The sequence below is a fragment of the Nocardia callitridis genome (assembly GCF_039543305.1).
In the GTDB taxonomy this organism is placed as follows: Bacteria; Actinomycetota; Actinomycetes; order Mycobacteriales; family Mycobacteriaceae; genus Nocardia; species Nocardia callitridis.
In genome coordinates, this window is record NZ_BAABJM010000001.1 from 1,189,477 (window position 1) to 1,214,553 (window position 25,077).

General features: G+C 66.7%; 24 protein-coding genes. 11 read left to right on the forward strand and 13 right to left on the reverse strand.

Annotated elements, in window-relative coordinates; genetic code table 11:
- Positions 1–18: 18 nt before the first annotated feature.
- Complete coding sequence (locus ABEA50_RS05090) at positions 19–2,091, reverse strand: DUF2339 domain-containing protein (protein WP_345493845.1); 2,073 nt, start codon at positions 2,089–2,091, stop codon at positions 19–21.
- Between the two features lie 441 nt (positions 2,092–2,532).
- Entirely contained in the window at positions 2,533–2,991 is a 459-nt protein-coding gene (locus ABEA50_RS05095) for a hypothetical protein (RefSeq protein ID WP_345493846.1), read from the reverse strand.
- A 271-nt stretch (positions 2,992–3,262) separates the two neighbouring features.
- On the opposite strand from ABEA50_RS05095, the gene ABEA50_RS05100 reads away from it, so the two are divergent.
- The gene (locus ABEA50_RS05100; protein ID WP_345493848.1) at positions 3,263–4,441 is read left to right on the forward strand and encodes a helix-turn-helix domain-containing protein; all 1,179 of its coding nucleotides are present in this window, start codon (positions 3,263–3,265) and stop codon (positions 4,439–4,441) included.
- 5 nt (positions 4,442–4,446) lie between these two features.
- On the opposite strand, the gene ABEA50_RS05105 is transcribed toward ABEA50_RS05100, so the two are convergent.
- The 4 genes from ABEA50_RS05105 to ABEA50_RS05120 all read right to left on the reverse strand — a co-directional run bounded on the left by ABEA50_RS05105 (position 4,447) and on the right by ABEA50_RS05120 (position 8,929).
- Positions 4,447–5,121 carry a DUF1707 SHOCT-like domain-containing protein gene (locus tag ABEA50_RS05105; protein ID WP_345493849.1) on the reverse strand — a complete coding sequence of 225 codons (675 nt, stop codon included), beginning with the start codon at positions 5,119–5,121 and terminating at the stop codon, positions 4,447–4,449.
- A 599-nt stretch (positions 5,122–5,720) separates the two neighbouring features.
- Positions 5,721–6,353 carry a response regulator transcription factor gene (locus ABEA50_RS05110; protein ID WP_345494661.1) on the reverse strand — a complete coding sequence of 211 codons (633 nt, stop codon included), beginning with the start codon at positions 6,351–6,353 and terminating at the stop codon, positions 5,721–5,723.
- Positions 6,354–6,426: 73 nt separating this feature from the next.
- On the reverse strand, positions 6,427–7,614 hold the full coding sequence (macS, locus tag ABEA50_RS05115; protein ID WP_345493850.1) for a MacS family sensor histidine kinase: 1,188 nt from the start codon (positions 7,612–7,614) through the stop codon (positions 6,427–6,429).
- Complete coding sequence (locus ABEA50_RS05120; protein ID WP_345493851.1) at positions 7,592–8,929, reverse strand: AI-2E family transporter; 1,338 nt, start codon at positions 8,927–8,929, stop codon at positions 7,592–7,594. Before ABEA50_RS05120 ends, macS begins: the two co-directional genes overlap by 23 nt.
- Before the next feature lie 189 nt (positions 8,930–9,118).
- Here ABEA50_RS05120 and ABEA50_RS05125 point away from each other — a divergent pair, with 189 nt between their 5' ends.
- The 3 genes from ABEA50_RS05125 to ABEA50_RS05135 all read left to right on the forward strand — a co-directional run bounded on the left by ABEA50_RS05125 (position 9,119) and on the right by ABEA50_RS05135 (position 12,218).
- Positions 9,119–10,639 (forward strand): adenylate/guanylate cyclase domain-containing protein, encoded by a 1,521-nt coding sequence (locus ABEA50_RS05125; protein ID WP_345494662.1) that lies wholly within the window; start codon positions 9,119–9,121, stop codon positions 10,637–10,639.
- 4 nt (positions 10,640–10,643) lie between these two features.
- Positions 10,644–11,732 carry a lysylphosphatidylglycerol synthase transmembrane domain-containing protein gene (locus ABEA50_RS05130; protein ID WP_345493852.1) on the forward strand — a complete coding sequence of 363 codons (1,089 nt, stop codon included), beginning with the start codon at positions 10,644–10,646 and terminating at the stop codon, positions 11,730–11,732.
- Positions 11,733–11,816: 84 nt separating this feature from the next.
- Complete coding sequence (locus ABEA50_RS05135) at positions 11,817–12,218, forward strand: DUF3054 domain-containing protein (protein WP_345493853.1); 402 nt, start codon at positions 11,817–11,819, stop codon at positions 12,216–12,218.
- A 27-nt stretch (positions 12,219–12,245) separates the two neighbouring features.
- Here ABEA50_RS05135 and ABEA50_RS05140 read toward each other — a convergent pair whose 3' ends face one another.
- Entirely contained in the window at positions 12,246–13,868 is a 1,623-nt protein-coding gene (locus tag ABEA50_RS05140; RefSeq protein ID WP_345493854.1) for an NTF2-like N-terminal transpeptidase domain-containing protein, read from the reverse strand.
- Between the two features lie 462 nt (positions 13,869–14,330).
- On the opposite strand from ABEA50_RS05140, the gene ABEA50_RS05145 reads away from it, so the two are divergent.
- Positions 14,331–14,975 (forward strand): hypothetical protein, encoded by a 645-nt coding sequence (locus ABEA50_RS05145; protein ID WP_345493855.1) that lies wholly within the window; start codon positions 14,331–14,333, stop codon positions 14,973–14,975.
- A gap of 18 nt (positions 14,976–14,993) precedes the next feature.
- Positions 14,994–15,437 (forward strand): type II 3-dehydroquinate dehydratase, encoded by a 444-nt coding sequence (gene aroQ / locus ABEA50_RS05150; RefSeq protein ID WP_345493856.1) that lies wholly within the window; start codon positions 14,994–14,996, stop codon positions 15,435–15,437.
- Here aroQ and ABEA50_RS05155 read toward each other — a convergent pair.
- A complete protein-coding gene (locus ABEA50_RS05155) occupies positions 15,429–15,935 on the reverse strand; it encodes a nitroreductase family deazaflavin-dependent oxidoreductase (protein WP_345493857.1) in 507 nt (168 codons plus the stop codon). The genes aroQ and ABEA50_RS05155 overlap by 9 nt on opposite strands.
- Positions 15,936–16,061: 126 nt before the next feature.
- Between ABEA50_RS05155 and ABEA50_RS05160 the strand changes: the two genes are divergently transcribed.
- Positions 16,062–16,484 (forward strand): TIGR03618 family F420-dependent PPOX class oxidoreductase, encoded by a 423-nt coding sequence (locus tag ABEA50_RS05160; protein WP_345493858.1) that lies wholly within the window; start codon positions 16,062–16,064, stop codon positions 16,482–16,484.
- Here ABEA50_RS05160 and ABEA50_RS05165 read toward each other — a convergent pair.
- Positions 16,481–17,608 carry a helix-turn-helix domain-containing protein gene (locus ABEA50_RS05165; RefSeq protein WP_345493859.1) on the reverse strand — a complete coding sequence of 376 codons (1,128 nt, stop codon included), beginning with the start codon at positions 17,606–17,608 and terminating at the stop codon, positions 16,481–16,483. The two genes, ABEA50_RS05160 and ABEA50_RS05165, sit on opposite strands and share 4 nt — an antisense overlap.
- A 675-nt stretch (positions 17,609–18,283) precedes the next feature.
- Here ABEA50_RS05165 and ABEA50_RS05170 point away from each other — a divergent pair.
- Both ABEA50_RS05170 and ABEA50_RS05175 read left to right on the forward strand, forming a co-directional pair.
- Entirely contained in the window at positions 18,284–18,577 is a 294-nt protein-coding gene (locus ABEA50_RS05170; RefSeq protein ID WP_345493860.1) for a hypothetical protein, read from the forward strand.
- 10 nt (positions 18,578–18,587) lie between these two features.
- Positions 18,588–18,806, forward strand: a complete 219-nt coding sequence (locus ABEA50_RS05175; protein ID WP_345493861.1) for a hypothetical protein — start codon at positions 18,588–18,590, stop codon at positions 18,804–18,806.
- Between the two features lie 27 nt (positions 18,807–18,833).
- Here ABEA50_RS05175 and ABEA50_RS05180 read toward each other — a convergent pair whose 3' ends face one another.
- A complete protein-coding gene (locus ABEA50_RS05180; protein ID WP_459077153.1) occupies positions 18,834–19,715 on the reverse strand; it encodes an NAD(P)-dependent oxidoreductase in 882 nt (293 codons plus the stop codon).
- Between the two features lie 138 nt (positions 19,716–19,853).
- On the opposite strand from ABEA50_RS05180, the gene ABEA50_RS05185 reads away from it, so the two are divergent.
- Positions 19,854–20,219, forward strand: a complete 366-nt coding sequence (locus ABEA50_RS05185) for a winged helix-turn-helix transcriptional regulator (RefSeq protein ID WP_345494664.1) — start codon at positions 19,854–19,856, stop codon at positions 20,217–20,219.
- 93 nt (positions 20,220–20,312) lie between these two features.
- Here the strand turns inward: ABEA50_RS05185 and ABEA50_RS05190 are convergent, their stop codons facing one another.
- Positions 20,313–21,431 carry a glycerate kinase family protein gene (locus ABEA50_RS05190; RefSeq protein WP_345493862.1) on the reverse strand — a complete coding sequence of 373 codons (1,119 nt, stop codon included), beginning with the start codon at positions 21,429–21,431 and terminating at the stop codon, positions 20,313–20,315.
- A 768-nt stretch (positions 21,432–22,199) separates the two neighbouring features.
- Positions 22,200–23,801 carry an alpha/beta hydrolase gene (locus ABEA50_RS05195; RefSeq protein ID WP_345493863.1) on the reverse strand — a complete coding sequence of 534 codons (1,602 nt, stop codon included), beginning with the start codon at positions 23,799–23,801 and terminating at the stop codon, positions 22,200–22,202.
- A gap of 179 nt (positions 23,802–23,980) precedes the next feature.
- On the opposite strand from ABEA50_RS05195, the gene ABEA50_RS05200 reads away from it, so the two are divergent.
- A complete protein-coding gene (locus tag ABEA50_RS05200) occupies positions 23,981–24,292 on the forward strand; it encodes a GNAT family N-acetyltransferase (protein WP_345493864.1) in 312 nt (103 codons plus the stop codon).
- Here the strand turns inward: ABEA50_RS05200 and ABEA50_RS05205 are convergent, their stop codons facing one another.
- A complete protein-coding gene (locus ABEA50_RS05205; protein WP_345493865.1) occupies positions 24,293–25,054 on the reverse strand; it encodes a lysophospholipid acyltransferase family protein in 762 nt (253 codons plus the stop codon). It abuts the gene before it with no gap.
- Positions 25,055–25,077 lie beyond the last annotated feature (23 nt).

Sequence of the window (25,077 nt, forward strand, 5' to 3'; positions counted from 1 at the left end):
TCTTGTCGGTGCACCTTGCTAGGTGGGCGAGTGTTCGCGCTGAGCGCTCGCGTCTGCGAATGCTCTTGCGTAGCGGGTGCCCACGACCAGTAGCAGGACGCCGACAGCCAGAAAGGCCGCGACTCTCAGTAATCCGTCCAGGGTGGCGAGGTCGAAGAGGAATAGTTTCGCCAAAGCGGCTGCGGTGACCGACAATCCGGAGCCGAGAGCCAGTTTGGCTACGGTGCCGGATTCGGCGAGGTGGCGCAGACCGTAGAACAGTGCGGAGGTCGCGGCGATCATCCACAGGATGGTGGCGGCACTGTGACCGATGAGGAAGCCGTCGGCGGCGCCGGTCGCTACGCCGATCGATACCGCCACCACGGTGACCGCGTAGAGCCCGACGATGCTGACGCAGACCCAGCCGGCGCTGCCCACGGTGACGCCGGGGAGCCTGCCAGCACACCACATGCCCACCGCGACGACCGCGAGCGCGAGCAGCGCGCCCAGAATCGTCGAAACACCGAGCCGGGATTCCGAAAGACGTTCGGAGGAAAGAACTCCCGGTCCGGCCCTGTCCAGGAGGGTGAGGGCACCGAGTACGGCGAATACCGCGCCGGTGACTGCCGCCACCCTGGCACGTCGTTGCCCCGCGACAGCGAGGTAGGCCACCGCGACCAGGAGGAAGGCGATCGGCAGTGTCTGGGTGTTCGTCGCACCGAAGCATGCTTCCAACACGGCGAACGCACCGGCGACGGCGGCAACTACGGTCGTGTGTGCGGGCACTCGGACGAGCTCACGCACGATCGGCACGGTGGCGCAGGCCACGATCGCCAAGAGTACGGCGGCGACGGTCGTGGCGATCGCGACGACGAACGTGCGCTCACCGGTGTACATGCCCGGGACGAGCAGGGCCGGGACCGTCGCCGCGGCGAGCATCACCGAGGCGGTGACATCGGTCGGTCGGACGCGCACGGCGGCGAGGGTGGCGACCAATCCGACCAGCAGGATCGCGGCGGCGGCCAACAACAACAGTGGCCGTCGACCGGAGTCGTTGTCGAAGGCATTCCAGGCGATGAACGCCGTGCAGGCAAGCACCGCGGGTAGCGTCCGCACGACGTGCAGGTATGGCCACTCTCGCACCGAATGCACCGGCACACAGGCTAATTGGAGTGCGATCAAGCAGGCGAGCAAACTCACACTTGTGGTGAGTACGGGGGTGAGGACGGCCGCGCCGAGGATCACCAGCACCGCGAGCGGTTGCGAGTTCCAGCGCATCGCCAGCGCGACACCACCCGCCGCGACACCGAACGCTACGGCGAATCCGAGCAGGGGGTGCAGCCAATGGTAGGTCGCGCTCACGGCGACCACATCGAGATACATGCCCGCGAATCCGGTGGCGGCCAACGCGATCGCGCCGATGCGGCCGCCTTCGCGGCCGAATACCCGGATACCCGCGGCTACCAAACCCACCGAAAACGCCGCACCGGCAAGCACTCTCGGCACCGGACCGAACCATCCCGCCTGTGCGGCGAGCACCAGCAGCATGACCACGCCGATCAGGGTCACACCGACACCCGCGACCGCGAGCACCCGGCTGATCACTCCGTCGCGCTGCCACCATGGAGTTTGCGTAACCCGCGATTTCCCCGGCACAGGCTGACGCGCACCGCGTGTCGGCGGGCTCCACCGAGGCGCGGGCATACCGTGCGGTGGCGGCCAAGGCCCGGAGGGCGATGGGCCCCATGCGGGCGCGTTCGGTGGCGGGGGCGCGAACTGGGGTGCGTAAACGGGCGCGAGCGGCGGTGCAGCCTGCGGCGCAGGCACTGGCGCACCCCACGGCGCACCCGGGTTGACGTTCGAAGCCTGTTGCCTACCAGCAGGAGCTGCCGATTCAGTCGGTGCGGTAACGGCTGGACGGGCGGTACCGGTCGAGGCCGAGGTGCTTGCGGAGTCGGGACGCGACTCTGCGGCTCCCGCGGCGCGCGCGTCCGATCCGACCTGTTTGCCGAGCGATTCCAGATCCCGCCCGAGGGCCCACAATCGCGTGCCCAACGCGTCGAATTCCCCCGAGATCCGCGCGAGCAACGCGGGATCGATTGCTGTACTCATTCTTCTATGGTCGGCGCGCACCCTCGGCAAGACATGAGTAGAAACCCCCTTTACTCAGCCGGTATCTACCCGAGCCGCGCCGATGAGGGGTGCACGCGCCATGCGGTGGGTCGACCTGCTTGCCTCGGTAGTTTCAGCGCCCGGCCCGACGAGCTCAGCAGACCGAATCCACCTCATCGCCCGATGCCGGTTCGTGCATCGTCCAGCGCTCGGCTGCTGAACTGGTCCGGCGCCGTTCGCGCACGTGGGTCTTGTCGGCGGGACGGGATGCACACCGACCGATGACGAATGCTCAACGGATTCTGTCGAGGACTACGGGCGCCGAACCCGTCTCTGTCGAGCCTCGAACAGGCCACGCACGAACACAACACGCACGACCGGCTTCCGAACGAGGGCTCGAACAGCAGCCGGTCGCGGCGAAAACGCAGTACCCCTGGGAAATCAGTGCGCGCCGACTCGATTGCCGGTCACCGTGTACACGGCGTCGATCACCGCCGACCTGAGCGGCATGTGTAGTGCTTCGGGAGCGGGCTCCCCTGCCCAGTGCCAACCGTGCGGTGTGTCGGACTCCGGTAAGAGCACGCAGTGCCCGCCGGGGACGACGGTGACTTCGTACTCGGCCAGATAACGACGGGTCGGGATCGATACCGGGGTGGCCGGAAACGGCGGGGTGACCAAGAAGGTCCAGCTACGACCACCCGGTTCGGCGATCACCGGCGCGGGGTGGGTGCGGTCGAGCACGGCGAGCACCTTGCGGCCGAGTTCGGGTGGCATCACGATGGCGCCCAGTACAGAGCCGGTGGTGACCGACGGTCGTCCGGCGAGCAATCGCACCGGCAACCCATAGCGGTGCCGCAGAAAATGCGCGGTCTCCTGCGGCGTATGACAATGCTCGAACATCGCTCTACCTCTCGCCGATATCGGATCCGATCGCGGGGGAGGACTTTCGGCGTAGCGACTCGTGTGGGTCGCGAATCGTGGTGCAATGGCAATTTCTTCGCGTTCTACCGCTCGGCATGGTGATCAGTGCCGCCCTTCGCTGTGAAAGTTGCTGAGCGACAACAATATTTCAAGCGGCGGGAAAATAGTCGTACGCAATGTCCCACTTTGCTGGGTTTCGGTGATTTAGCGTCGTACTCTGAAACCTGGATGTAACAAAGGGGTTGGATACATGGACGAGTCGATCGGTGTTCGTATCCGCCAGTTCCGGGGCAAAGCGCTGACGCAACGTCAGCTCGCCGATCAGGCGGGCGTCAGCGTCGACCTGGTGCGCAAGCTGGAACAGGGCGGGCGCCAAACCGCGTCCATCGCCAGTTTGCAAAAGCTCGCGCGCGCACTGGATGTCGATATCGCCGACCTGCTCGGTCGCCGCCACGGCGTCCCCTCCAGCAATCCGGCCTCCGGCATCGTCGCGATCCGGCGTGCGCTCACCCCGGTCGACGACCTGCTGGGTGAGCGACCACCGGAGGCCCCCGGCGGCGTGGCGCAGGCGCGGCGCACGGTCGAATACGCCTGGGGCGCCTACTGGTCCGGCCGCTACGAGTTGCTCACCTCGATGCTTCCCTCGGGGATCACCGAATTGCGCGCGACCGCGCGTGCCAGCGACGAGGCCACCGCACAGGAACTGTTGGCCCGAATGTTCTGGGTTACCGGCTGCACCCTGGTGCATCTCGGCCAAACCGATCCCGCGTTCGTCGCGATCAGGGCGGCGTTGGCCGCGGCCGAACGCGGCAACGATCCGTTGCTCGCCGCGACGTTGCGCGGATCGATCGCCTGGCAACTACTGGTGCAGGGGCGGTACACGGAGTCGCGGGATGTGGCGCTGACGGCAGCACGCGCGCTGGAGCCCTCGGGCGCGGTCACCCCGCAACATCTGGCCACCTACGGCTCACTCGTGTTGCAGGGTGCGACGGCCTCGGGCCGCGCGCAAGACACGCAGGAGGCGTTGGCGTTGGTCGCGACGGCCGATGAGGTCGCGCAGCGGATCGGCGTCGACCGCGCCGATTACGAAACCTATTTCGGCCCCTCCCAGGTGGTTATGCAATCGGTGGACGTGCATCTGTCCTGCGAGCGCTACACCGAGGCGCTCACCGTCGCCAAGCGCATGCCGACCGAGTGCGGACTCCCGCAGGCGGCCCGCGCTCGTCATCTCACCGACACCGCCGTGGCACTCGCCCGCACCGGCCAGCGCAAGCGTGCGCTCACCGCGCTGCTCAATGCCGAACGCGTCGGCGGAAAGGACTGGCTCAAACACCAGTCCCTTTCTCGGCACACGGTGTCCGAGCTGCTCGACCACGATCGCCGACTCCCGTTGCGCGCCTTGGCCCGTCGCATCGGCGTGCACACCTGAGACGGCTAGCCGCCCAGGCGCGCGCCGCGCATCCAGCGCAAGCGGAACGGGGTTTTCACATCGACGGAGCTGAGATTCAGCCGACCGTGCACCACGAGGTGTAGCGGACCGATCGGGGGCCCGGTGCGCACCCGATTATGTGCGCCGGAACCGACCAGGTCGAGGCCGTTGAGGTCCACCGTCGCCTCACGCGGCACGATCAGATCGACCGAACTGCACGTGGCGTCCACGCGGATCTCGACAACCTGTGTCGACATGATCGCCGTGGTGAAATCCAGGTCAACGCTCGAGAACCAGCAGTCGATCCGCAGAGTCGGCGGGACGTGCCACGGGCCGCGGCGCTGCACACTCGAAAATCGGCCGCGGATAGCGCCGTCGGACCGTGCCGAACCCACGGCGGGTGCCGTGTACCGCGGGGGCGCCGTTGGACCGAACGGGCGGCCACCGAGTTGGATGCCGGGCAGGTCGATGAGCACCGCGTTGAGTTCGCCACGGGTCTTGGCCGCCAAGACGGTGTCCATGCGCTCGGTGAATTCACCGAGCGAGAGCATGCCGAGGCCGACCGCTTTTTGGAGAAGCTGTCCGACGTGCTCGCGTTCGAGGTCCGAGACACGGAGGTCTCGGTCGCCGACCGCCGTGCCGTCGACACCACTACTGGCCGCTGTTTCTGGACCGCCCATAGCTGCCAGGTTACCGAGCATGCCGGGCAGAGACATCAGGGAAATCCCGGAATAGTCGATCACCCGCGCGTGGGCTGGCGCGCCGGTCGGTGGCGGGACGAACAGGTCGAGCCCCCACGAACCCCCGACTCGGATCCTCGGCCTCACGGCGCGGACCGCCCGCGCGGGGACAGCTCGGATCGCGCCGCCCTCCGCAACAATATGACCATCCCGCACGAGCGTGCGTGGTCGCTAGCAACCGCGCCGCCGTTCGTCGGCGGCGAGCAGCCGTGATCGGCGATAGCCGCCACGGTGTTCAGCACCGGCGGATCGCAGAGCGCAGCTGCCGCGACGGTGACAACGGGGTAGTGGCGAGCGACGAGGAAAAGCTCTTCGCCGAAGCAGTCGGCGGTGCTGCGGCGACACCCGATCCGACGATGATGGGTTCTTCCGCCGGATCTACCGCGCGCATGGGCGGACCACCGGTAGTCGGGCGAGGTGATCGCGGCTTCGGCCCGGACGCACCGATCGCCGACGGCGACGACATGGCGGCTGCCGCCGTGTTCCTCGCCTTGTCGCGGGCCGGTCGCACGACGGTCTTCACCTCCGAGTCTCTCGACCTATTCGAGCCCCTGCTCGATCGCGTATCGCGTGAGTTCCACCCGATTGGCCAGTTGCAGCTTGCGCAACGTCGCCTGCACATGGTTTTCCACCGTGCGATGACTCAAGCCGAGTCGATTCGCGATCTGCTTGGCCGACAGCCCTTTCGCGACCATGCGCAGCACCTCGGTCTCGCGTTCGGTGAGTGCGGGCCGATGTGGCTGATCGGGTTCGGCAGGCGCGGTGGCCATGCGCCGGTACTCGCCGAGCACCAGTCCGGCCAGCCCCGGTGTGAAGACCGCCTGCCCCGCGGCGGTGGCGCGCACCGCGTCGATCAGCTCCGCCACCGACGCGCTCTTGACCAGGTAACCGGTGGCACCGGCCTTGATCGCGTCGAGCACGTCGTCGCGTTCGGCCGACGCCGAGAGCACGAGCACCCGACTGTGCGGTGAGACGCCGAGTACCTCCGCGGTCGCCTGCGCGCCGTTGCCGTCGGGCAGCTGCATATCCATCAGCACCACCGAGGGACGCACCGCGGCCGCCCGCCTGGTCGCCGCCGCGACACCGTCCGCGGTGGCCGACACCAGGAACCCGGCCTCGCCGAGGTCACGCGACACCCCGTCGCGCCACATCGGGTGATCGTCGACCACCATCACAGTGATTTGTTCGGCCGCACCGGCACCGCTCTGCTCATCGGTCACGTGACACCTCCCGTGTCGTCGGCTCTCATGCGCGTGCCGTTCGGGGCACCCGGAATTCCCATTCGGCGCCGTCGCCGATCCCGCCTTCGGACTCGGTGAGCAGATTCGCCGTACCGCCGAGGGCTTCGATCCGTCCGACGATCGAGCGCGACACCCCCATGCGACCCTCCGCTTCGGCCTCGGCCAATCGACCTTCCGGAATGCCGACACCGTCATCGCGCACGCTGATCACCACCTCGTCACCGGTATCTTCCAACAACACATAGGCTTTCGCGCTCTTCCCGGCATGGAGTTCGACATTCGACAGCGCCGTCGCGACGGCAGCGGCGATCTCGCGCACCACCCGATGCCCGAGTGCGACCGGGTCGCCCGGCGTCGACACCGACACCGACGGCCTGGCCTGCGCGGTGAGCAGCGGACGCAGATCCTCCTCCGGCGCACCCGTCACATGCCGATCGGCCTGCTCGGAGATCAGGACCCGCAGCGCCACTTCCTGTTCGGCCGCGCGTCGCGCCAATTCGCCGGTGGGTCCGCCGATCTCGTCACCGCGTCGTTTGATGTAGCTGAGCACCTGGAGGACACCGTCGTGCACCTCGCGCGCGAGACGCTCCCGCTCCTGCGCGGCCGCGGTGAGCCGTACGGCCTGCTCCAGTTGTTGCTGGGACCGCCGCGCGGTGTTCGCGGCGAGGCCGAGCGCCAAACCGACGGAGACCAACACGGGGACGGTCGCATCGGTCCACACGTCTTGACCCCACTGTTCGCGCACCGTCAGTGAGACCGACGCGATGAACGCCCCCGAGATCACACCCGTCACCGGCCCACGCAGGATCGCGGCGCCGATGACCGCATTGGTCGCCCACAGCGTGGTCGGCACGGTCTGATGCCAGTGATACCACTCGTAATTCGACACCAGCCTGGTCGAGGCCATCAACCCGACGACGACCAGATGATCACCGAACACCACCCAGGCGCGTAACCGCCCCACATCGGGAAAACGCCACTGTGACAGCAGAACCGCCGAGCAGCCAGCCCACACCGCCATCAACGCGATCAGCACCCAACTCAATCGCGGATTCAGATAGTGCGGCGCCGAGGAGATCTGTTGTCCTACCGCGTAAACCATGGTAACCAGGCGCAAGGCCTGGGCGGCCCGCCACAGCGGCGTGGTCGCCGCGTCCGCCGAGCTGGGTTCAGTCCTCGGTGTCGCCATCATCGGTTCGCGGTCGTTCGGTGTCGGAGGTCTTGTCCGACTTGGCGTCTCGTGTCGTGCCGCTGTCCGCGTCCGAGGGTTCGCCCGCCGCACGGCGCGCCCCGACGAACGGCAGCGACGGAAGGCTGATGCCACCGGCATCGGCCCGATCCGGGTCCGCGGGGAACATCGTCTTGTGCTCGCCCGCGGTGTGTAACTCCTCGAACAGTTCTTCTGGACGCTCGGTGAGCAACGAGCGGATGGCGGTATTCATCACCGCGACGAACGGCACCGCCAACAGGCCGCCGACGATCCCGGCCAGCACCACCCCCGCGGTGATCGCGAGCACCACGGCCAACGGATGGATGCTCACCGCCCGCCCGAGCAGAAGCGGTTGCAGCACATGACCCTCCACCTGCATCACCGCGATGATGATGCCGAGCACAATCAGCGCGGTGACCAGACCCTTGGTCACCAGGGCGATGAATACCGCGATGAATCCGGCCACGAACGCGCCGATGATCGGGATGAAGGCGCCGAGGAACACCAACGACGCCAACGGCAGCGCCAGCGGAACACTCAGGATGCCGAGGCCCGCACCGATACCGATGGCGTCGACCGCTGCCACCGCGACGGTGGCCCGCACGAACCCCACCAGCGTGCCGAACCCGAGTTGGCCTGCCGTGCGCACCCTTTCGCGCTGCTGGGTCGGGATGACCCGGGTGACGAACTGCCAGATCTGATCGCCGCCATAGAGGAAGAAGATCAGGATGAACAGCGTCAGGAACGTGCCGGTGAGCATCTCCCCGATCACGGTCGCGGTGGTGAGCGCGCCGCTGGTGACACTGTCCTGGTTGGACTGGATGGTTTTGATGATGGTGTCACCGGCATTGCGGATCTGGTCGTCGCTCAGGTGCAGCGGGCCCGTGATCAGCCAATCCTGAATCTGGTGAATGCTGTTGGTGAATTCGTCGGTCAGCTGCGGAACGCCCGCGACGAACTGTTCGACCACGAAGGTCATCACACCCGCCAGCAGTCCGAGCGAGCCGACCAGCGCGACGAACACGCCCAGCGCTCGGGGAATCCCCACCCGCTGCATCCAATCGACGACCGGCGCGAGGAACGCGGCGGCGAGCAAAGCGATCGCCAACGGGATCAGCACCGTGGCCAGCCGCTGCACGATCATCGTGAGAGCGATCACCACCGCGAAGAGCACCAGCAGCCGCCAACCCCACTCGGCGGAGACGCGAACGATCGGGTGCACCGAGTCCGCGGCCGAACGGGTTGACGCGTTCTTCGACGAACTTGACGAACTTGCCTTCGGGTCGGTCACCTCCATGACCCTATCGGCCGCACCCCGCCCCGAACACGTACCGCAGACCGAAAGATTGGTCACGGTTTTCGCCGCTCCCGCACCGCCGCCATCGCCGTCCGATCCGGCATGCGGGCTCGTCTGCGAACATGCCCGATTGATCGAAACGCTAGATTGGTCAACGTGTCAGTGCCTCTGGAAGCGGTCAAACAGACCATGCGCACGCGCTGGCCGCTGTATCTGACATCGATGTTGCTGGCGAACGCCTTCGGCGCCGTGCTGGTGTGGGCGTTCATCCAGTACGGGCTGCCGGTGCCCGAAGGGGAGCCGATCGGCGCGCGCAGCACCGGATTGGCGATTCCGGCGACGGTGTTCATCACCGGCGGGCTGCTGAGCTTGGCCGCCTCGGCGCTGATGTTGCGCCCGGTGATGCGATGGCAGATGCGTGGCGGGCCGCCCAGCCGCCAGGAGCAGATGGCCGCGCTGCACGCGCCGCTGCGCCAGGCGATCCTGCACTTGTCGCTGTGGTTCGTCGGTGGTGCCGTGCTCGGCGCGTCGATCATCGTGCACACCCCCGCGCTGGCGGGTGCGGTCATCATCACCGAATGCATGGCCGCCACCATCGTTTTCGGCTTCACCTACATGCTCGGCGAGCGCATCCTGCGTCCCGTCGCCGCCGAGGCGCTCACCGAGGGCAGCTTCGATCGCACGCTCACCCCCGGCGTCGGCACCAGAATGGCGATGACCTGGGGCATGGGCACCTTCGCGCCGACTATCGCCATCGTGCTGCTGTGTGTCACCCAGATCTCCTCGGAGGTGAAATTCTCCGCGCAGTCGCTGGCCATCTCCATTCTGCTGCTGTGCGGCGTGGTGATCATGCAGGCGTTGGCGCTGTCGATGCTCGCGGGATCGAGCATCTCCGACCCGGTTCGCCAACTCAGCCAGGCCATCGAGCAGGTGCAGGCGGGTGCGCGGGACGTGCACGTCGAGGTGTTCGACGGCAGCGAGATCGGCCTGCTCCAGGTCGGATTCAACCGAATGATGGAGGAAGCGGCCAAGCGCAGGCAGTTGCAGGAGCTGTTCGGCCAGCACGTCGGCGCCGAGGTCGCCCAGCGCGCACTGGATTACGGCACCGAACTCGGCGGCGAGACCCGATTCGTCGCCGTGCTGTTCGTCGACATGGTCGGCTCCACCGCCACCGCGGCCGAGCATCCGCCCACCGAGGTGGTGCGCCTGCTCAACGAGTTCTTCCGGATCGTCGTCGACGTCATCGACCGCCACCACGGCTTCGTCAACAAGTTCGTCGGCGACGCGGCGCTGGCCATCTTCGGTGCGCCGCTGGATCGTCCCGACGCGCCGACCGCGGCACTGGCCGCCGCGCGCGAACTTCGCGAAACGCTGCGCCAGGTCCCCGGCCTCGATATCGGTATCGGGGTATCGGCGGGGCTGGCCGTCGCCGGAAATATCGGCGCCGCAAACCGTTTCGAATATACGGTGATCGGCGACCCGGTCAACGAAGCCTCTCGATTGACCGAATTGGCCAAAGATCAGCCAGGTAGGACACTGGCGTCGGGCAGCGCGCTGTATTTCGCCGAGGAAAGCGAGCAGGCCAGTTGGGAATCCGGCGAAGAGGTCCAACTGCGAGGTCGGCGCAAAAAAACTCGATTGGCGTGGCCGAAAGAATCCGACCACGCCAACGGCGCCTCGGACATCGATTCAGGGGATTCGTTAGGCTGACCTTGTGACGGCCAACGGGGAACCGGCAGGAGAATCAACGCCGCCACCCACCGTCGCCCGCCGACGCGGCAAATTCTGGTGGGTCAAATGGGTGCTCGGCGTGGTCTTGTTGGCGCTGCTGGTCGGCGAAGGGATCTATCTTTGGCCCCGCCTGCACGAATCCTGGCGCACGCTCACCGAAATCCATTGGGGCTGGGTGGTGGCGTGCGTATGGCTGCAAGCGCTGTCGATGAGCGGATTCGGCCGAGTGCAAAAGCAGCTGCTGCGCGCCGGTGGTGTGCGGGTGAGCCAGCGTAAGTCGGTCGCGGTGGTCTACGGCGCGACCGCCATGTCGGTGTCGCTGCCCGCGGGACAAGTTTTCTCGACGGCCTTCACCTACCGCCAGACCCGTCGGTGGGGTGCGAGCCCGATCGTCGCGTCGTGGCAGCTGGTGTTCTCCGGTGTCGTCGCCGCGGTCGGCCTCGCACTGCTCGGGGTCGGTGGCACCTTCCTCTCCGGTGGTCAGGTCGGCCCGTACAAGCTGATCCTCTCGCTGGCCGGTGTGATCGCGCTGGTGTGGGCGGGCAACTACGTCTCCCGCAATCCCGGCTCGCTCGAGACGCTGCTGCGCAAGTCGCTCGCGCTGGTCAACCGCGTGCGTAAACGACCGGCCGAGCACGGCAGGGACAAGATCGCCGAGGTGCTCGCCCAACTGGAGTCGGTGGAACTCGGTAAGCGCGACGGCGCACTGGTCGGGGTATGGGCGCTGGTCCACCGCTTCGCCGACGTCGCGTGCCTCGGCGCCGCCTGTTACGCGATCGGCGCGGACCCGCGCATATCCGGGTTGCTGCTCGCCTTCGCGGTCGGCAAGGCGGTCGGCTCCATTCCGTTCGCGCCGGGCGGCATCGTCTACGTCGACGCGACACTGATCTACGGCCTTACCGCCGCGGCTGGCCTGCCCGCGGCACAGGCGGTGGCCGCGGCGTTCGTCTATCGGCTCGTGAGCTTCATCCTGGTCGCGATCATCGGGTGGATCGTGTTCCTGTTCCTGTTCCGGCGGCCGCAAGCCGACGACGACGAATACACCAAGGAATTCGAGCAGCGCCGATTCTGATCCCGCGCCGCTCACACCGAACCTGTTCGCGCCTCGGCGGTGTCGCGGTTCGCCGCCGATCGGCACCGGATTACCCTCACGACCGTGAGGAGATTCGTATCGTTCGTGGTCGATCTGGTGCTGGTACTCGTGTTCTGCACGATCGGCAGGCTCAACCACAATGAATCGATATTCGGTGGACTACCGAAAACCGCGTGGCCGTTCGTCGTCGGACTGGCGCTGGGTTGGCTGGCGGCGGTCATCGTGACCGATCGGTTGCGCGATGGTGGCGGCAATCCGAAGCCGTTCGAGTCCACCGCGTTGTGGCCGACCGGCGTCGTGGTCTGGGTGTGCACCCTGGTCGGCGGCATGCTGCTGCGCGCGGTGAGCGGGCAGGGCGTCGCCGTGAGCTTTGTGGTGGTCGCCGCGATCGTGCTCGCGCTGTTTCTGCTCGGCTGGCGTGGCGCGGCCAGGGCGCTCGGCGTGAATCTGGAGCCGCAGCGCTGAATTCGGGCCAGGTAGCCGAATCGCGGATCAGGTATCCGGGGTTGCGAGTGCCTTGAGCAGTCGCACCGCCATGCGCGCGGTGGCGTCGCCGCTGTCGGCCTCGTTGATGTGCACGGCGAAAGCGAGGTCGTTCATCGTCACGATCAACCAGCCGTCGTTGCCCGCTGTCGCGGCGAAGGCGTTGACGTCACGGAACGCACGCACCCCGGCGAGCTGCGGCGCGTTGGTCCCGTCGCGCAGCATGCCGCGCAGTCGGTCGGTGACCGGTCCGGGGAACGGCCCGAGTGGAGCGTCCGTGGTGGCGGGGCGTCCGGCCTCGATCATCGGCGGCGCCACCGAGCCTCGTGCGATCGCGGCCGCGGCGACGGCCATCCCGAACGGGCTGGCCAGCACCGCGTCGGCGCCACCGCCTTGGCGCACCTGTTCGCCGCTGCGCCCCGCGATGGCCATGCGACCGGTCGTCTGATCGAGACCAGGCACCTTGAAGTCGACGCCGATGCCGAGTGTGCTCGCCGCCTCGGCGGCATCCTGCGGCGAAACGTCTTTCGGATCCACGTTCTTCGTCGCGGCGACGATGGTGCGAAACAGGTCGAAATTGCCGCCAACTGGGTAAAGCCCGGTGAACGCGACCGGACCGTGCTCGCTGGCGTAACTGTTCTGCGCCGCGGCGACAACGGCGCCGGAGGAGGGCTGCACCGCGACGATGGAGGCGGGCGTCCCCACGCTCACCACCGCGTCCTCGGCGGCGCGTTGCAGACGCTGGTCCATGGTGCCCGCGATGTCCGGCCCCGGCGGCCCTTGCTCGCCTGCCAGCTGACCGACGAATCGCCCGTCCTGTTCGAAAACTTGCACGCCCCACCCGGAGTGCGCGTCCTGACTTTCGGCCTGCACCTTGCTCAACGCGTCGAGCATGGGCGACCAGACCCTGCGGTCGGCGGAGACCATGCGCGGCTGCTTTTCCAACACGACTCCCGGGATCGGCGCCATGCGCGGTTCCAGGATGGCGAAATCGTCGTCGCGGAGGTTGACCGCGGTGATCGGGCTTCCGCCGGAGGTGGATAGCTCTTGGCGTAGGGAATCGCCGGTGATCAGCGGCGCGACCGGCTCGATCGCCTTGGCCAGCGCGTTGGAGGAGGCGACGGGGTCCGGCATCTTGCCGGGGTCGAGCTTGACCACGTTGATGGTCTGCTCGGTCATCAGCGGTGCACCCACGATGTCGTTGACCTTCGGCGCGGGCGCCGGGGTGGTACGTACCAATCGTACGGTTCGGTTGTTCTCCAGCTTCGGCACGACAATCGCGGGGTCCCAGGAGATGCGCCAGCCGGTCGCGAGTTTGCGGACGGTGCCTTCCAGGCTGTAGTGCCAGTCCTTCTTGTCGCCGAAGTTCCAGTCGGCTTCCATGCTGAAGATGCCCGAGGTGGCGTCGAGCCCGATGAACTGAGTCTTGGTGTAGTCGGGTGTGCCCGGTTGCAGGCCCTCAAACATTTGCTTCAATGTTGCCGACGCGGCGGCCGGATACGAGGTCAGCTCCGAAGCCTGGGCATAGTCACGATCATCGAGCAGTTCGGTGAAGCGGTCGACAACGGTCTCGGCCTCGTTCTGCTTCTCGTCGACCGCGCACGACCCCATGGCAATTGCGAGCGCCGCCACCCCCGTGAGTGCTATTGCGCCCCGGACGCGAAAGCGGCGAAATCCCCACACATCCATATCGCCCACTCTTCACTCTTGTCACTCCAGTAACAAGACCACCGTACTGAAAATGGTCTACCGGCTGCCAACGCCGAGCAGATATCGCCCGTGCTCAGCCTCACAATTGTGCCCGAGATTCCACTGTCCCGGGGCCGATCAGGATCGATGCTCGGTCATCGAACGCAACCGGCGTCGATACCGTACCGGCCCCTCGACACGCTTGTGCACTCACGGGCACCATTCGGCGTTTCACTTCACTGGATACCCCGCCCAGAACGCCTCGAATCATGCGGGACGGCGCCATTGCGGCGGTTCTCGCAAAGACGTTCACCGACAGCACAATCCGAGGGCGTTCGACACGTAGTTCAACGACGTAATCTTGTAATCACAGCAACAGGCACGAGTAGTTGGCAGGTGATCAGCATGAGAAACGCGCAGCGAGGACGCGGTTTCGGGCGACCGGGCGGCTGGCAGCAAGCCGACCTGCCCGACGTGGCAGACGCGCAGGACTGGTTCGCGGGAAGATTGCCCGAAGACTGGTTCGTGGGCAAGCCGGTGTTGGAGATCGACCGTGAGGAGATCGTCGTCGTCGGCGAACTGGCTCTCGCGCGACCGGAGCGGGCCGGAGGACAGCGGCCGGGCAGCCCGGATCCAGAGTCGGCTACCGATGGCGCGTCCACCGAGAAAACCGACGAGATCGGTGATCTGCCGCGCGCGACTCGCGACGGCGCGATCGCGCGCTTTCGCGAGTCCACCCGACCCGCGCGCATGCGGATCGCCGACGAGGCGCAGCAGCGCTACCGGCGCAGCGTGGCATGGGGCGTCTCGGTTGGCGGCGAGCGCGTCATGTTTGCCCAGTTGGCGGTGCCGATCATGACCAGGTTGCGGCAACCGGAGCGCATGGTGCTCGACACGTTGGTCGACGCGGGGGTCGCCCGCTCGCGTGCCGACGCACTCGCGTGGACGGTGAAGTTGGCGGGCCAACACGCCGAGCCCTGGCTGGCGGAACTGCGGGTGGCGATGCGCAAGGTGGACGACCTACGTTCCACCGGTCCGCAGGGTTTATGACCGGCTAACCTTGCGGGCATGGCTGACACCACCGCCCCGATCCTCGTGCTCAACGGCCCGAATCTGAACATGCTCGGGGTTCGCCAGCCGGAGGTCTACGGAACGGCGTCGCTCGAGGACGTGGTGGCGTTGTGCACGAAGACCGCGGCCAGGTTCGAGCGGGAAATCGTTGCCTTCCAATCCAATTCCGAGGGCGAGTTGATCGATCGCATCCATCGTGCGCGGGGCGCCGAATCCGGCATTGTCGTCAATCCCGGTGGACTTACCCATACTTCGGTCGCCTTGCGTGATGCCCTGGTGATCCCCGAGGTGCCGATCGTCGAGGTGCACATCAGCAATGTGCATGCCCGTGAGGAATTTCGGCACCATTCGTTCATCTCGCCGATCGCGACGGCGGTGATCGCGGGATTGGGCATACAGGGATATGCCGCCGCAATCGAGTTCCTCGCGCTTTCAGTGTGATTCGAGAATCGCGCCCTTGCCGCCGATGATTTCGGCGCGGTCGATATTCCGATCGTAGATCCGAAAAACCGGAAATCCTGGTGCGATGGCGGCCAGTTCTTCGTCGGTGGAATGCGCGCTGACTCCTTCGAAGAACCTGCCGACCTCCCAACCCCACTTGCGCAGGTAGAGACGCAGCAGCGCGACCTTGTCGGCGTCGGGGATCTCGTCGGCGGTAAACGCCTCGACCTTGCGACCGAGCCGCAGCTCGCCGTCACCGGCCACCCGGAGGTTGCGCACCCACTGGGTGTGTCCGCGCGGCGCGACAAGAAAGCGCGCGCCGTCTTCGCGCACCATCAGATTCACCATGGTGGTTCGCCATTCCCCCGACTTGCGGCCGCGTACCGCGAGCAGCCGTGATCCCGCGATTCCGATGCCGAGTCGCGGCAGCCAGTTCGCGATCCTGCCCATGATCGGGTCGATGCCGGTCGGGCCGAGGTAGCGGGTGCTGAGGTCCATGATCTTCTCCTTTTGTGAGCAGTGCTCTCTATAAAGAGAAGTGTTCCACCCTCGTCACCACCCGTCAAGAGCAGTGCTCTCTATTCTTGCGGGAATGAAACCCGCACCCGTTCGGTAGGACTGAAGATGAAACTCCACGAATCCGCCCGCGCCCTGATCGGCGCGGGTGCCGACGCCACCATGGTGACGCTGAACCCCGATGGCAGCCAACAGATTTCGGTTGTCTGGGTCGCGCTGCGCGCCACCCCTGACGGCGACGAATTGGTCTCCGGCCACCTGGGTGAGTACAAGAAGATCCGCAATCTGCGCCGCGACAACCGCGTAGCGCTGACCATCCTGTCCCAGGAACGCGGCGAGGTAATGCGGCCCTACCTGGCCATCAACGGCACCGCGCGGGTGGAAGAAGGCGGAGCGCCCGAGCTACTCGCCGAGCTCGCCGCGACGCTGGCTTCCCCCGGCGTGCGTTTCCCACCCGAGGACGCACCGCCCGGCCTGCTCATCCGCACCAGGATCGAGAAGGTCGGCGGTATCGGCCCCTGGGCCGGTTAGACCCGACTCGGCGCCGCGTCGGTGACCTCGGCCATCAGCATGCGCAGCGTGAGCGAATGCTTGCTCGCGGGAAGGGCATCGAGTGCGACGCGCGCCTGGCGCACCCCCTCGGTACGGTCGCCCGAGCGCACCAGCATCAGCCCCCTGTGCATTTCCAAATGCGTCGCGAATCGCGGCAACTCTTCGGGCAGTTCGTGTTTCGCTTGCTCCTGCGCCTCGCCCGCGAGCTGCTCGTCACCAAGGCGCGCGGCCAACAGCGAGAGGAAGACATTCATCCGCCACCACGGCACGGCGTAGTCGGAGGTCTGCTCGTAGGAACCGGCCCGATCGAACACGCGTCGGCCCTCTTCCGCCAGGGCCGACGCGCTCGCTCGATCGCCACGCAATGCCGCGCTGTGCGCCTTACCCATCAGCGCGTTCAGCCTGCCGAGACTCGGGCGCTCGGACAAGGCCAGCGCCTGATCGGCGAAGCGGTCGGCGATCGGCAGCGCGGCGCCTTCGTAGCCGAGCGCGATGGCGGCGCGGCCACGGACCCACACCCTGGTGTCGTCCTCGCCGGACCGATCGGCGGCTTCGGCGGCCATCCGGTACCAATTCACCGCCTTGTTACCGTCTGAGCCAGGAAAGGTCTTCGCGTACAACGTCATCAGCCAGGCCGCCGCCGCCCACATCTGCGGCTTGTCGAGTTGCTGTTGCAGAACGGCCAGATCGACCGCGAGACGCCGCTGGATTTCCGCACCACCCTTGGTCATGTAATCGGTGCCGTAATCGACGAGCTTGGCCTGCCAATCGTCCATGGTCGGCCCCAGATCGTCGAGCCGTGCCGAGAACCCCGCGGCGAGCAGATCCGACGCGATGATCGGGGTGACGCTGGCGGCCGCGGTGTGCGCCAGAAACTTTCGTCGGTTCACGTCGTCGTCCTCCAGGATCGCTAGCGGAACGTCCAATACGGCCGAAAGATGGCGCAGCCAAAACGCGCTCGGTGTGGTGTCTCCGTTTTCCCACCGCCTCGAGATGTACTCGCGAGAGATATTGGCCCCCGAGTGCGCGCTCAACTCGTCGGCTAGTCGCCCCTGCGACCAGCCACGCGCCTTGCGTAACTCGCGGATGATTTCTCCCACCACACTTCGATCATCTCCCCGAGAGCGCGTCACGGGAAGGGTTTGACGCTCCTGAGACGGTATTTGCCACTGGTGATGCCACTATCCCGCCGAAAAGCCGCGCGGAGCGACGACAAGGCGATGCCACTGCCGGTGCTACTGCTGGCGCGGGGTGGATTCGGGCGACCCTCGACGTAGCACTCGGCGCCGGGTCGATGCCGCTCACGCGGCACGCAGACCCGCTGTGAGCGGCCAGTCGGCGGCGAAAGCCCCCGGCGCCGAGTGCCCTCCACCGTCACGAGGGGCAGGCACGCATTTTGCTCGAGATTTCGATAACCACGCGCTGTCTCGGCGCCAACAAGCACTTCGCCCACGTGATCCGTCGCAAAACGCAATAATGCGTTCGCAAAACAACTTTCAGAGTCGCCGCGCTCGGGGCAGGAGTCGACTCTGGACCAATTCGATTCGAGTAGGCGTTCCGCAGATGAACCAAGCAGCTTTCGGGCAGACGACCGCACGCCGCCATGCCCCCCTCCGATCCACCGACGACCGCCGATTCAAGATCAATCCAAGCCCATTGGGACACATCACAATTCCGTGGCGCAATACCTCGAGAGATTTCACACGGTCGGCGAAGGTGACCACGGATTCCACGCGCCCCCGCGCCGGGCGCACCAGACCGGACACGGGGGTAATCGCATGAACGACAAGGACAACGGCCCGTGGATCACGCTGACCCAGTGCGGCGGAGGCGGATTCGACGCCGACGGCGCCCTCGTCCAAGTGCTGTGCGTCTCGCGATTCTGCCTCAAATGGGTGCCGCTGATCGAGGGCAGGATCGCCCCGCACACCACGGCCGTCTCCGGGGCCGGTCGCTGTCCATGGATCGGGACCAGGGTGGTGGACGACCGCGCCGACTCAGACAGCCGGCTCTACTACACCGAGCCGGTAGGCGACAGCGACGACCCATACGACACCACCGACCTCCCGTGAAGGAAACGCGTTGCGAACCAACGGCTCCCCACACCCGGACGAACCCGATATCCACCTCACGGTGTCGCTGTGCGGAACCCGCTTCGCCTACGCCGCCTGCCTCACCGCCGCCATGGCCTTCCTGCAAGACCACCAACAACGCCACCACAGCGACGCGGTCGAGGTACGCGACGAGACGACCGAAGGACTACATCGACTCCCCAACGAACGGCTATTTCTCGGTCCTTGACCTGCGTAGGGCGCCGCCCGGAGCTGTTCAGCGCTGACCACCGCGCAGTAGTTCGTACGGCGAGACCACGTGGTCCGCCGCCTCGGTGGCGGCGATAGCCCGCTGCCAGATCGCGGCGGCGGCTCGCGACAGCGCCGGGTCGACACCGACCTCTTCGCTCGCCTCGATGATGTGGTGGGTGCTCGCGTCCATCATCTGTAGATGCGCGGCGGTCGCTTCCCCTCCGCGCTGCGCGGCAGCGGCGGCGTGTTCCATGAAGAACGGGAAGGCCTCGGCCGAGCGGGTGGCGAAGGGGACGAACCGCGCGACGTCGTGGCCGGAGCGCTCGATCAACGCCGCGGCCTGTTCGAAGGCCAGCAACCACGGATGGAAGACGGTGAGCAGCGCCTGGTAAAAGACCTGGGCCACACCGTCGTCCGTGCCGAGGTATTCCTGCGGACTCAGCGGCCGCAGCAGCTCGGCGTGCGCGTCGAACACCGCACGCGGACCGCTGTAGAAAATGTAGGACGCGGGGTGGGCGATGTTGTCACCCGCGGACATCACACAGCCGGACAGGAACTCGGCGCCATTGGCCCGCGCCCACTCGGCACCGCGCCGGGTCCGCGCGGGTGAATCCGAGGAGAGATTCACCATCACCTTGCCCGACAACCGATCACCCACCTCGCCGAGCACCGCGTACATGGCGTCGTAGTGGGTCAGGCTGAGCACGGTCACCTCGTTGGCCGCCAACGCGTCGGCGGCGGTGGCTGCCTTACGCGCACCCAATTCGACCATGGCGTCGGCCTTCGCGGCGGTGCGGTTGTACACCGTCACCTCGACACCGGCGGCGAGAAACGCACGGACCATCGCCTGTCCCATCGGGCCGAGACCGATCACGGAGACGGAGCGGGTGCTGGACAGTTCTGACATCGGGAGTCCCTTCGGGGTGGGGCGAATCGGTGTGCCCTTGGGCGAAATTCATCGTCGTTGCCGCAGGTAGAGTCGGGAAGACCGCACATGTCGGTGAGTTACGCACCCAGAGGTGAGCCACGTGGTCACGGGAAGGTGATCGAGATGAGTAGTGATACGGATCACGAGGTCTGTGGGATGTCCTTGGCGATCGACGTCGTCGGCGGCAAGTGGAAGATGCACCTGATGTGGGTGCTCGGCGAGGGACCGCAGCGCTTCGGGCAGATCCGCCGCTTGCTCGACGGGGTGAGCGAGAAGGTGCTCGCGGAGAACCTGCGTCAGCTGGAGGCCAGCGGTATCGCCCACCGCGAGGTGTACGCCGAGGTGCCGCCCCGAGTCGAGTACTCGCTCACCGCCCTCGGCGAGGAACTGGCGGTAGCGTTGCGACCGCTCGGCGAGTGGGGCGAGCTGCGCAGGTGCGAACTGGAAGCCGTCGCGTGCGCGGTGCCGGAGGCCGTCAGCTGAATTTTCACGATCGCCTCGAAATCTGTGGGGAACAGCCAAGCGCTGAAACGAGACAAGGCGATTCGTCGGCGGAAGTCATGCTCGAGGCGACGCTCACAGTTTGTCCGCGATGCGTTCGCCGATCCTTTCCAACAGCGCAGGGGCTTCGGCGATCGAGCGCGCGAGGTCGGGTTCGAGGTCGGCGAGGCTGTGGCAGGTGCGAAATCCCGCGTCGCGCAGCTCGTTCGGCCCCAGCAGGCAGCGTCCCGCGACCGCGACCGCCGCGACGCCCGCCGACCGCGCGGCCTTCGACACCCCCACCGGTGCCTTGCCGTGCAGGCTCTGCGCGTCCAACGAACCTTCCCCCGTGACCACGAGCTCGGCACCGGCCAGCAGGGTGGGAAAATCCAGTAGCTCCAAGATGGCCTCGATCCCGCTGCGCATCCGCGCGCCGAGTACCGCCATCGCGCCGAACCCGGTCCCGCCCGCCGCACCCGCACCGGGCGCGTCCGCGTATTCCGGTCCGACCAGCCGGGCCCAGTTCGTGAGCGCGCGTTCGAGCAACTCGAGATCAGTGGATGTGGCGCCCTTTTGCGGTGCGTAGATCGCCGTAGCCCCGGAGAGACCGAGCAGCGGGTTGTCCACATCGCAGGCGAGGGTGAACCGGGCGGCGGCGATCGCGGGATGCAGTCCGGTCAGGTCCACGGCAGCGGCGTCGACCAATGCCGCGCCACCACCCGGCAGATCACGTCCCTCCATGTCGAGCACGCGGCCACCCAGCGCTCGCACCATCCCAGCCCCGCCATCGGTCGAGGAACTGCCACCGAGTCCGAGGACGATATCGGTACACCCGTGTTCGAGCGCGTGCGCGAGGACGACGCCGAGCCCGAATGTGCTTGCGCCCAGCGCGTCCAGTGCCCCCTCGGGCAGCCGCTGCGCACCGACCACGGACGCCAGTTCCACCACCGCCTTCGTGCCGAGCACCGCGTAGGAGGTGACGCCGTCGACGCCGGTCGGACCCGGCGCCGTCAGCTCCACCTTGCGCCAGCCCGCGGCGACGAACGCCTCGACCGTGCCGTCGCCGCCGTCGGCGATCGGTACTCGCCGGACATCACTGTGGGGCGCGACGCGCGTAATACCCGTCGCCAGCGCCGCTGCCACTTCGGCAGCGGTGAGCGATCCCTTGAACTTGTCCGGCGCGAGGATCACTCGGCGGGTCGGCGTGCGCGTCATCTCCACATTGTCTGCCGTGGTTCGGCGATTGTCGCGGCGCACGACCATGGCAAGAAGGAGCACAACGCGCATCGACGGAGGGCCATCGTGCGCACTGCCCCGAGCACGGCGCGGCGCGCGACATTCGATCGCGAAATATATATTAGACTACTAAAATTTCTAGAATTCGGTAGATTTACCGGAAACGACTCCGAATAGCCCTCTGAGCCCCGCGTCGGTCGTAGTACGAGCCCCGACCCGAACTACCAAGAAGCGCGCCGCACATCGAATTCGAGGCGTGCCCGCTGCCGGCTGACGACCAGTGAAGACACCGAACACCGCGACCAACCCGAATCGGGTAGATCAACACTGCGAATCGCGACACATGCTCCCGAATGCCCGAAGCCCCACCATGATTGGCATCGGTACTTCCGTTCCAGCCGGTGTTACTCCCGGGGGGAACCGACATCGTCTTCACCAGCACGCGGGCCCGCAACGGTCGGTCCGGAATCTCTGTGATGAGTATCGATGGTCAGAATATTCGACTACGCGACGACGACGCGGCCTACCTGTCGTTCTCGCCGGATGGCACCCAGATCATCTTCACCCGTTCCACCCGTGACGCGGAATCTACGCACGCAGCGAGGCACTCCGCGATCTGGGCGATGAACCGTGACGGCAGCGACCCACACCGCCGCACCGATCCGGAACAGCCTGTGCGGCCGACCGATTGGCTCGCTCAGTTGGGGCCGAACAGCACAGGGTTGATCTCGCTAGGACCGACCCGCCTCACGAGGTGGGCAACGGCGCCTGTTCGGCTTCGCCGATGGTGACCTCACCGGTGTCGAGGTAGGTCATCACTGCGGGATCCAAGGCCGGATTGCCGCGGCCGAAGGTGCCGTGGTCGCCGCCCTCGACGGTGATCAGTGCACCGCGCAGGGCTCGCGCCATCGCCGGGCCGCCTTCGAATTCGGTGAGTGCGTCATGGCGACTCTGCAACACCAAGGGTGGTGTGGCCATGCCGTCGCCGGTGATCGGCACCGGCGTTGTCGCGGGTTTCCAATCCCCACACGCCATCCCGGCCCGCACCAGATCGGCGCGAGCATCCATGGCATTGCCACCGGAGGCGATGGTGGCGGCCGCGCGTCCGAGCATTTCCGGCCGGTCGGGGATCGCGTTCTCGTTGCAGGTGATCGCGGCGAAGACCAACTGGCCGGTGGGGTCACCCGAGGTGGCGCCGCTGATCAGACGCAAACGCCGCACATTCGTCGGATCGGCGTGCGCGTCGGCCATGGCGCCGGCGAACAGCGGCCAGTAGGTGCGGGTGTAAGACGCCACCGTCGTCGCGCTCAACAGCGGGCCCTGCTCCGAAGCGCCGCCGGTGATCAACGCGCGCACCAGATTCTGCACCTTGCCCAGCTGCTCCACGCTGCCGTTGAAACCGTCGCGGGCGATCTCGGACAGTGGATCCGGCAGTGCGCCCGGCAGATCGGCGACGCTGGCCGGCGGCGGCGTGAGGTTGGCGTACCACCCACCGCCCTGCTGGGTGGCCAACTCCACCCAGGTGCGGTACACGCGCAACGTGGTGTCGCCGAGGTGATATTCGGCGTCGTGCTCGGCGATCCAGCCGAACAGGTCGTCGAGTCGTTGTTTGCCCGCGGCCTGCTGTTGCGCGAACTCCTCGGTCCACACCCAGTCCGGATTGACGTTGGAGTCCAACACCATTCGCTCGATCCGGTCGGGGAACAACGAGGCGTACACCGCACCGAGATAGGTGCCGTAGGAGGTGCCGAAGAAATCGATCCGCGACAGGCCGAGTGCCGCGCGCACCGCATCCATGTCGCGGGCGTTGCTCTCGGTGGTGATGGTCGACAGATAGCCGGGAAGCGCTGCGTCACAGGCCTTCTTGATCGCGTCGCGGTCGCCGTTACCCAGCGCCACCTTCGTTCCCTCGGCCTGCCGCTCGGTGCAGTGCAACGGCGTCGACCAGCGTAATCCGCGTGGCTGCACGGCGATTCGGTCGTAATGCGTGGCGAGGTCGGCGGGAAAGGCGACACCCGGCCTGCTCCAGAAGTCCAGTGCGTCCGCGCCGGGGCCACCGGGATTAGCGAAGACGACCCCGCGCCGCTGCCCTTCGGCCGCCACCTTGCTCACGGTGAGTTCGATCGTCGGCCCCTGCGGGTCCGCGTAGTCCTTCGGCACGCGCACCACCGCGCACCGCACGCCGGTGCCCTCGGTCACCGAGCCCTCCGGGCACGCACCGAAACCGGGTTCGGGTGCACCATGGGCGACTCCGGTCACGGCCGACCCACCGAGCATGCCGAACGCCACGGTCACGGCGGCGACCCGAACAATAGGCGCCCATCGCCCGTCGGGCATGGTCCTCGTCATGACTTGTCCGTCCCTCCCGCGCCGAGCGTCGTCACGGCCACCGCGAGGACGGCCCCGATGATTGTCGATGGCCGAGGGCCGAGCGACAACTCGGGCAGCGAGATTACCCACAGTGCGGATCGGGCGCGCAACGGCATTGCGGCTCGATGGATGTGGCACGGCCGGAGTAACTTCGAGCCATGTCGACCGAGGTCCGCAACAACACCGCGCTGGAACGTTTCGAGATCTACGTCGATGACGCGATCGCCGGATACGCCGAATATCAGGACACCGCCGCGGAGCGCGCCTTCGTGCACACCGAGATCTACCCGCGCTACGAAGGGCAGGGATACGCCAGCCTGCTGGTCGAAACGGCGCTGAACACCACCCGCGCCGACGGGCTCGGCGCGCTACCGATGTGTCGGACGGTCAATCACTTCATCGAGACCAGACCCGAATACCTCACGATGGTGCCGCACTGGGCCCGTGACCGGCTCAACCTCCCGCAGTAATCAGTACGCGGCGACGGCACCGTCCAACGCCCGCTGCAGATCGGTACGCACCAACCGCGCGATTTCGCCAGGTTTGCTGGGCAATTCGGCGACGGGGACACCGAAGTAGAAGCTCGCCGAGCGCGCCTCTTCCTTGGTCGGTGACACCGAGGGATCGGGCCTCTGGCCGTAGCTCAACGCCATCGACACCAAGACCGGTTCGACGCCGAGCTTTTGCGCGCGAAACGCGATGTGCCCGATCCCGCTGCCCACCGGCTGCACCTGCGTAGGATCGATATCGTTGCAGGTGCCTTCGGGAAACACCGCGACACCGTCACCACCGGCCATGCGCTGCGCGCAAATGTCCATCATGCGTTGGCCCGCCGCGTTCACCGCCCTGATGCCGTGGTCCTTGCCACGAAACACCGGGATCCCACCCATCATGTCGATCTTGCGCTGCTGCTCGGGGTCGGCGAACAACTCGTCCTTGGCCAGCACGCGCACCCGCCCGATCACCGGACGCAAGCCGCTGCGCCATGCCGCCGCCGCGACGGTGTACGGGTCGTGCTCGGAGAGGTGATTGATCGCGAGCAACAGTGGTCTCCGCTGCCGGACAACCTGGCGCAGCGCTTCGCGGGCACCGTCGGCATAGGAGATCCTCGGCCGGTACCTGCGGGCTAGAACGGCGTACGCGCCCCACGCTTTCAGTCGGTTCTGCTGGTGGCTGCGGTAGAAGTCGTAAACGGCCTCGCTGTTGTCGAGCGTGACTTCGGGCGGTGGCATAACAGGACTCTACGACCACCTCG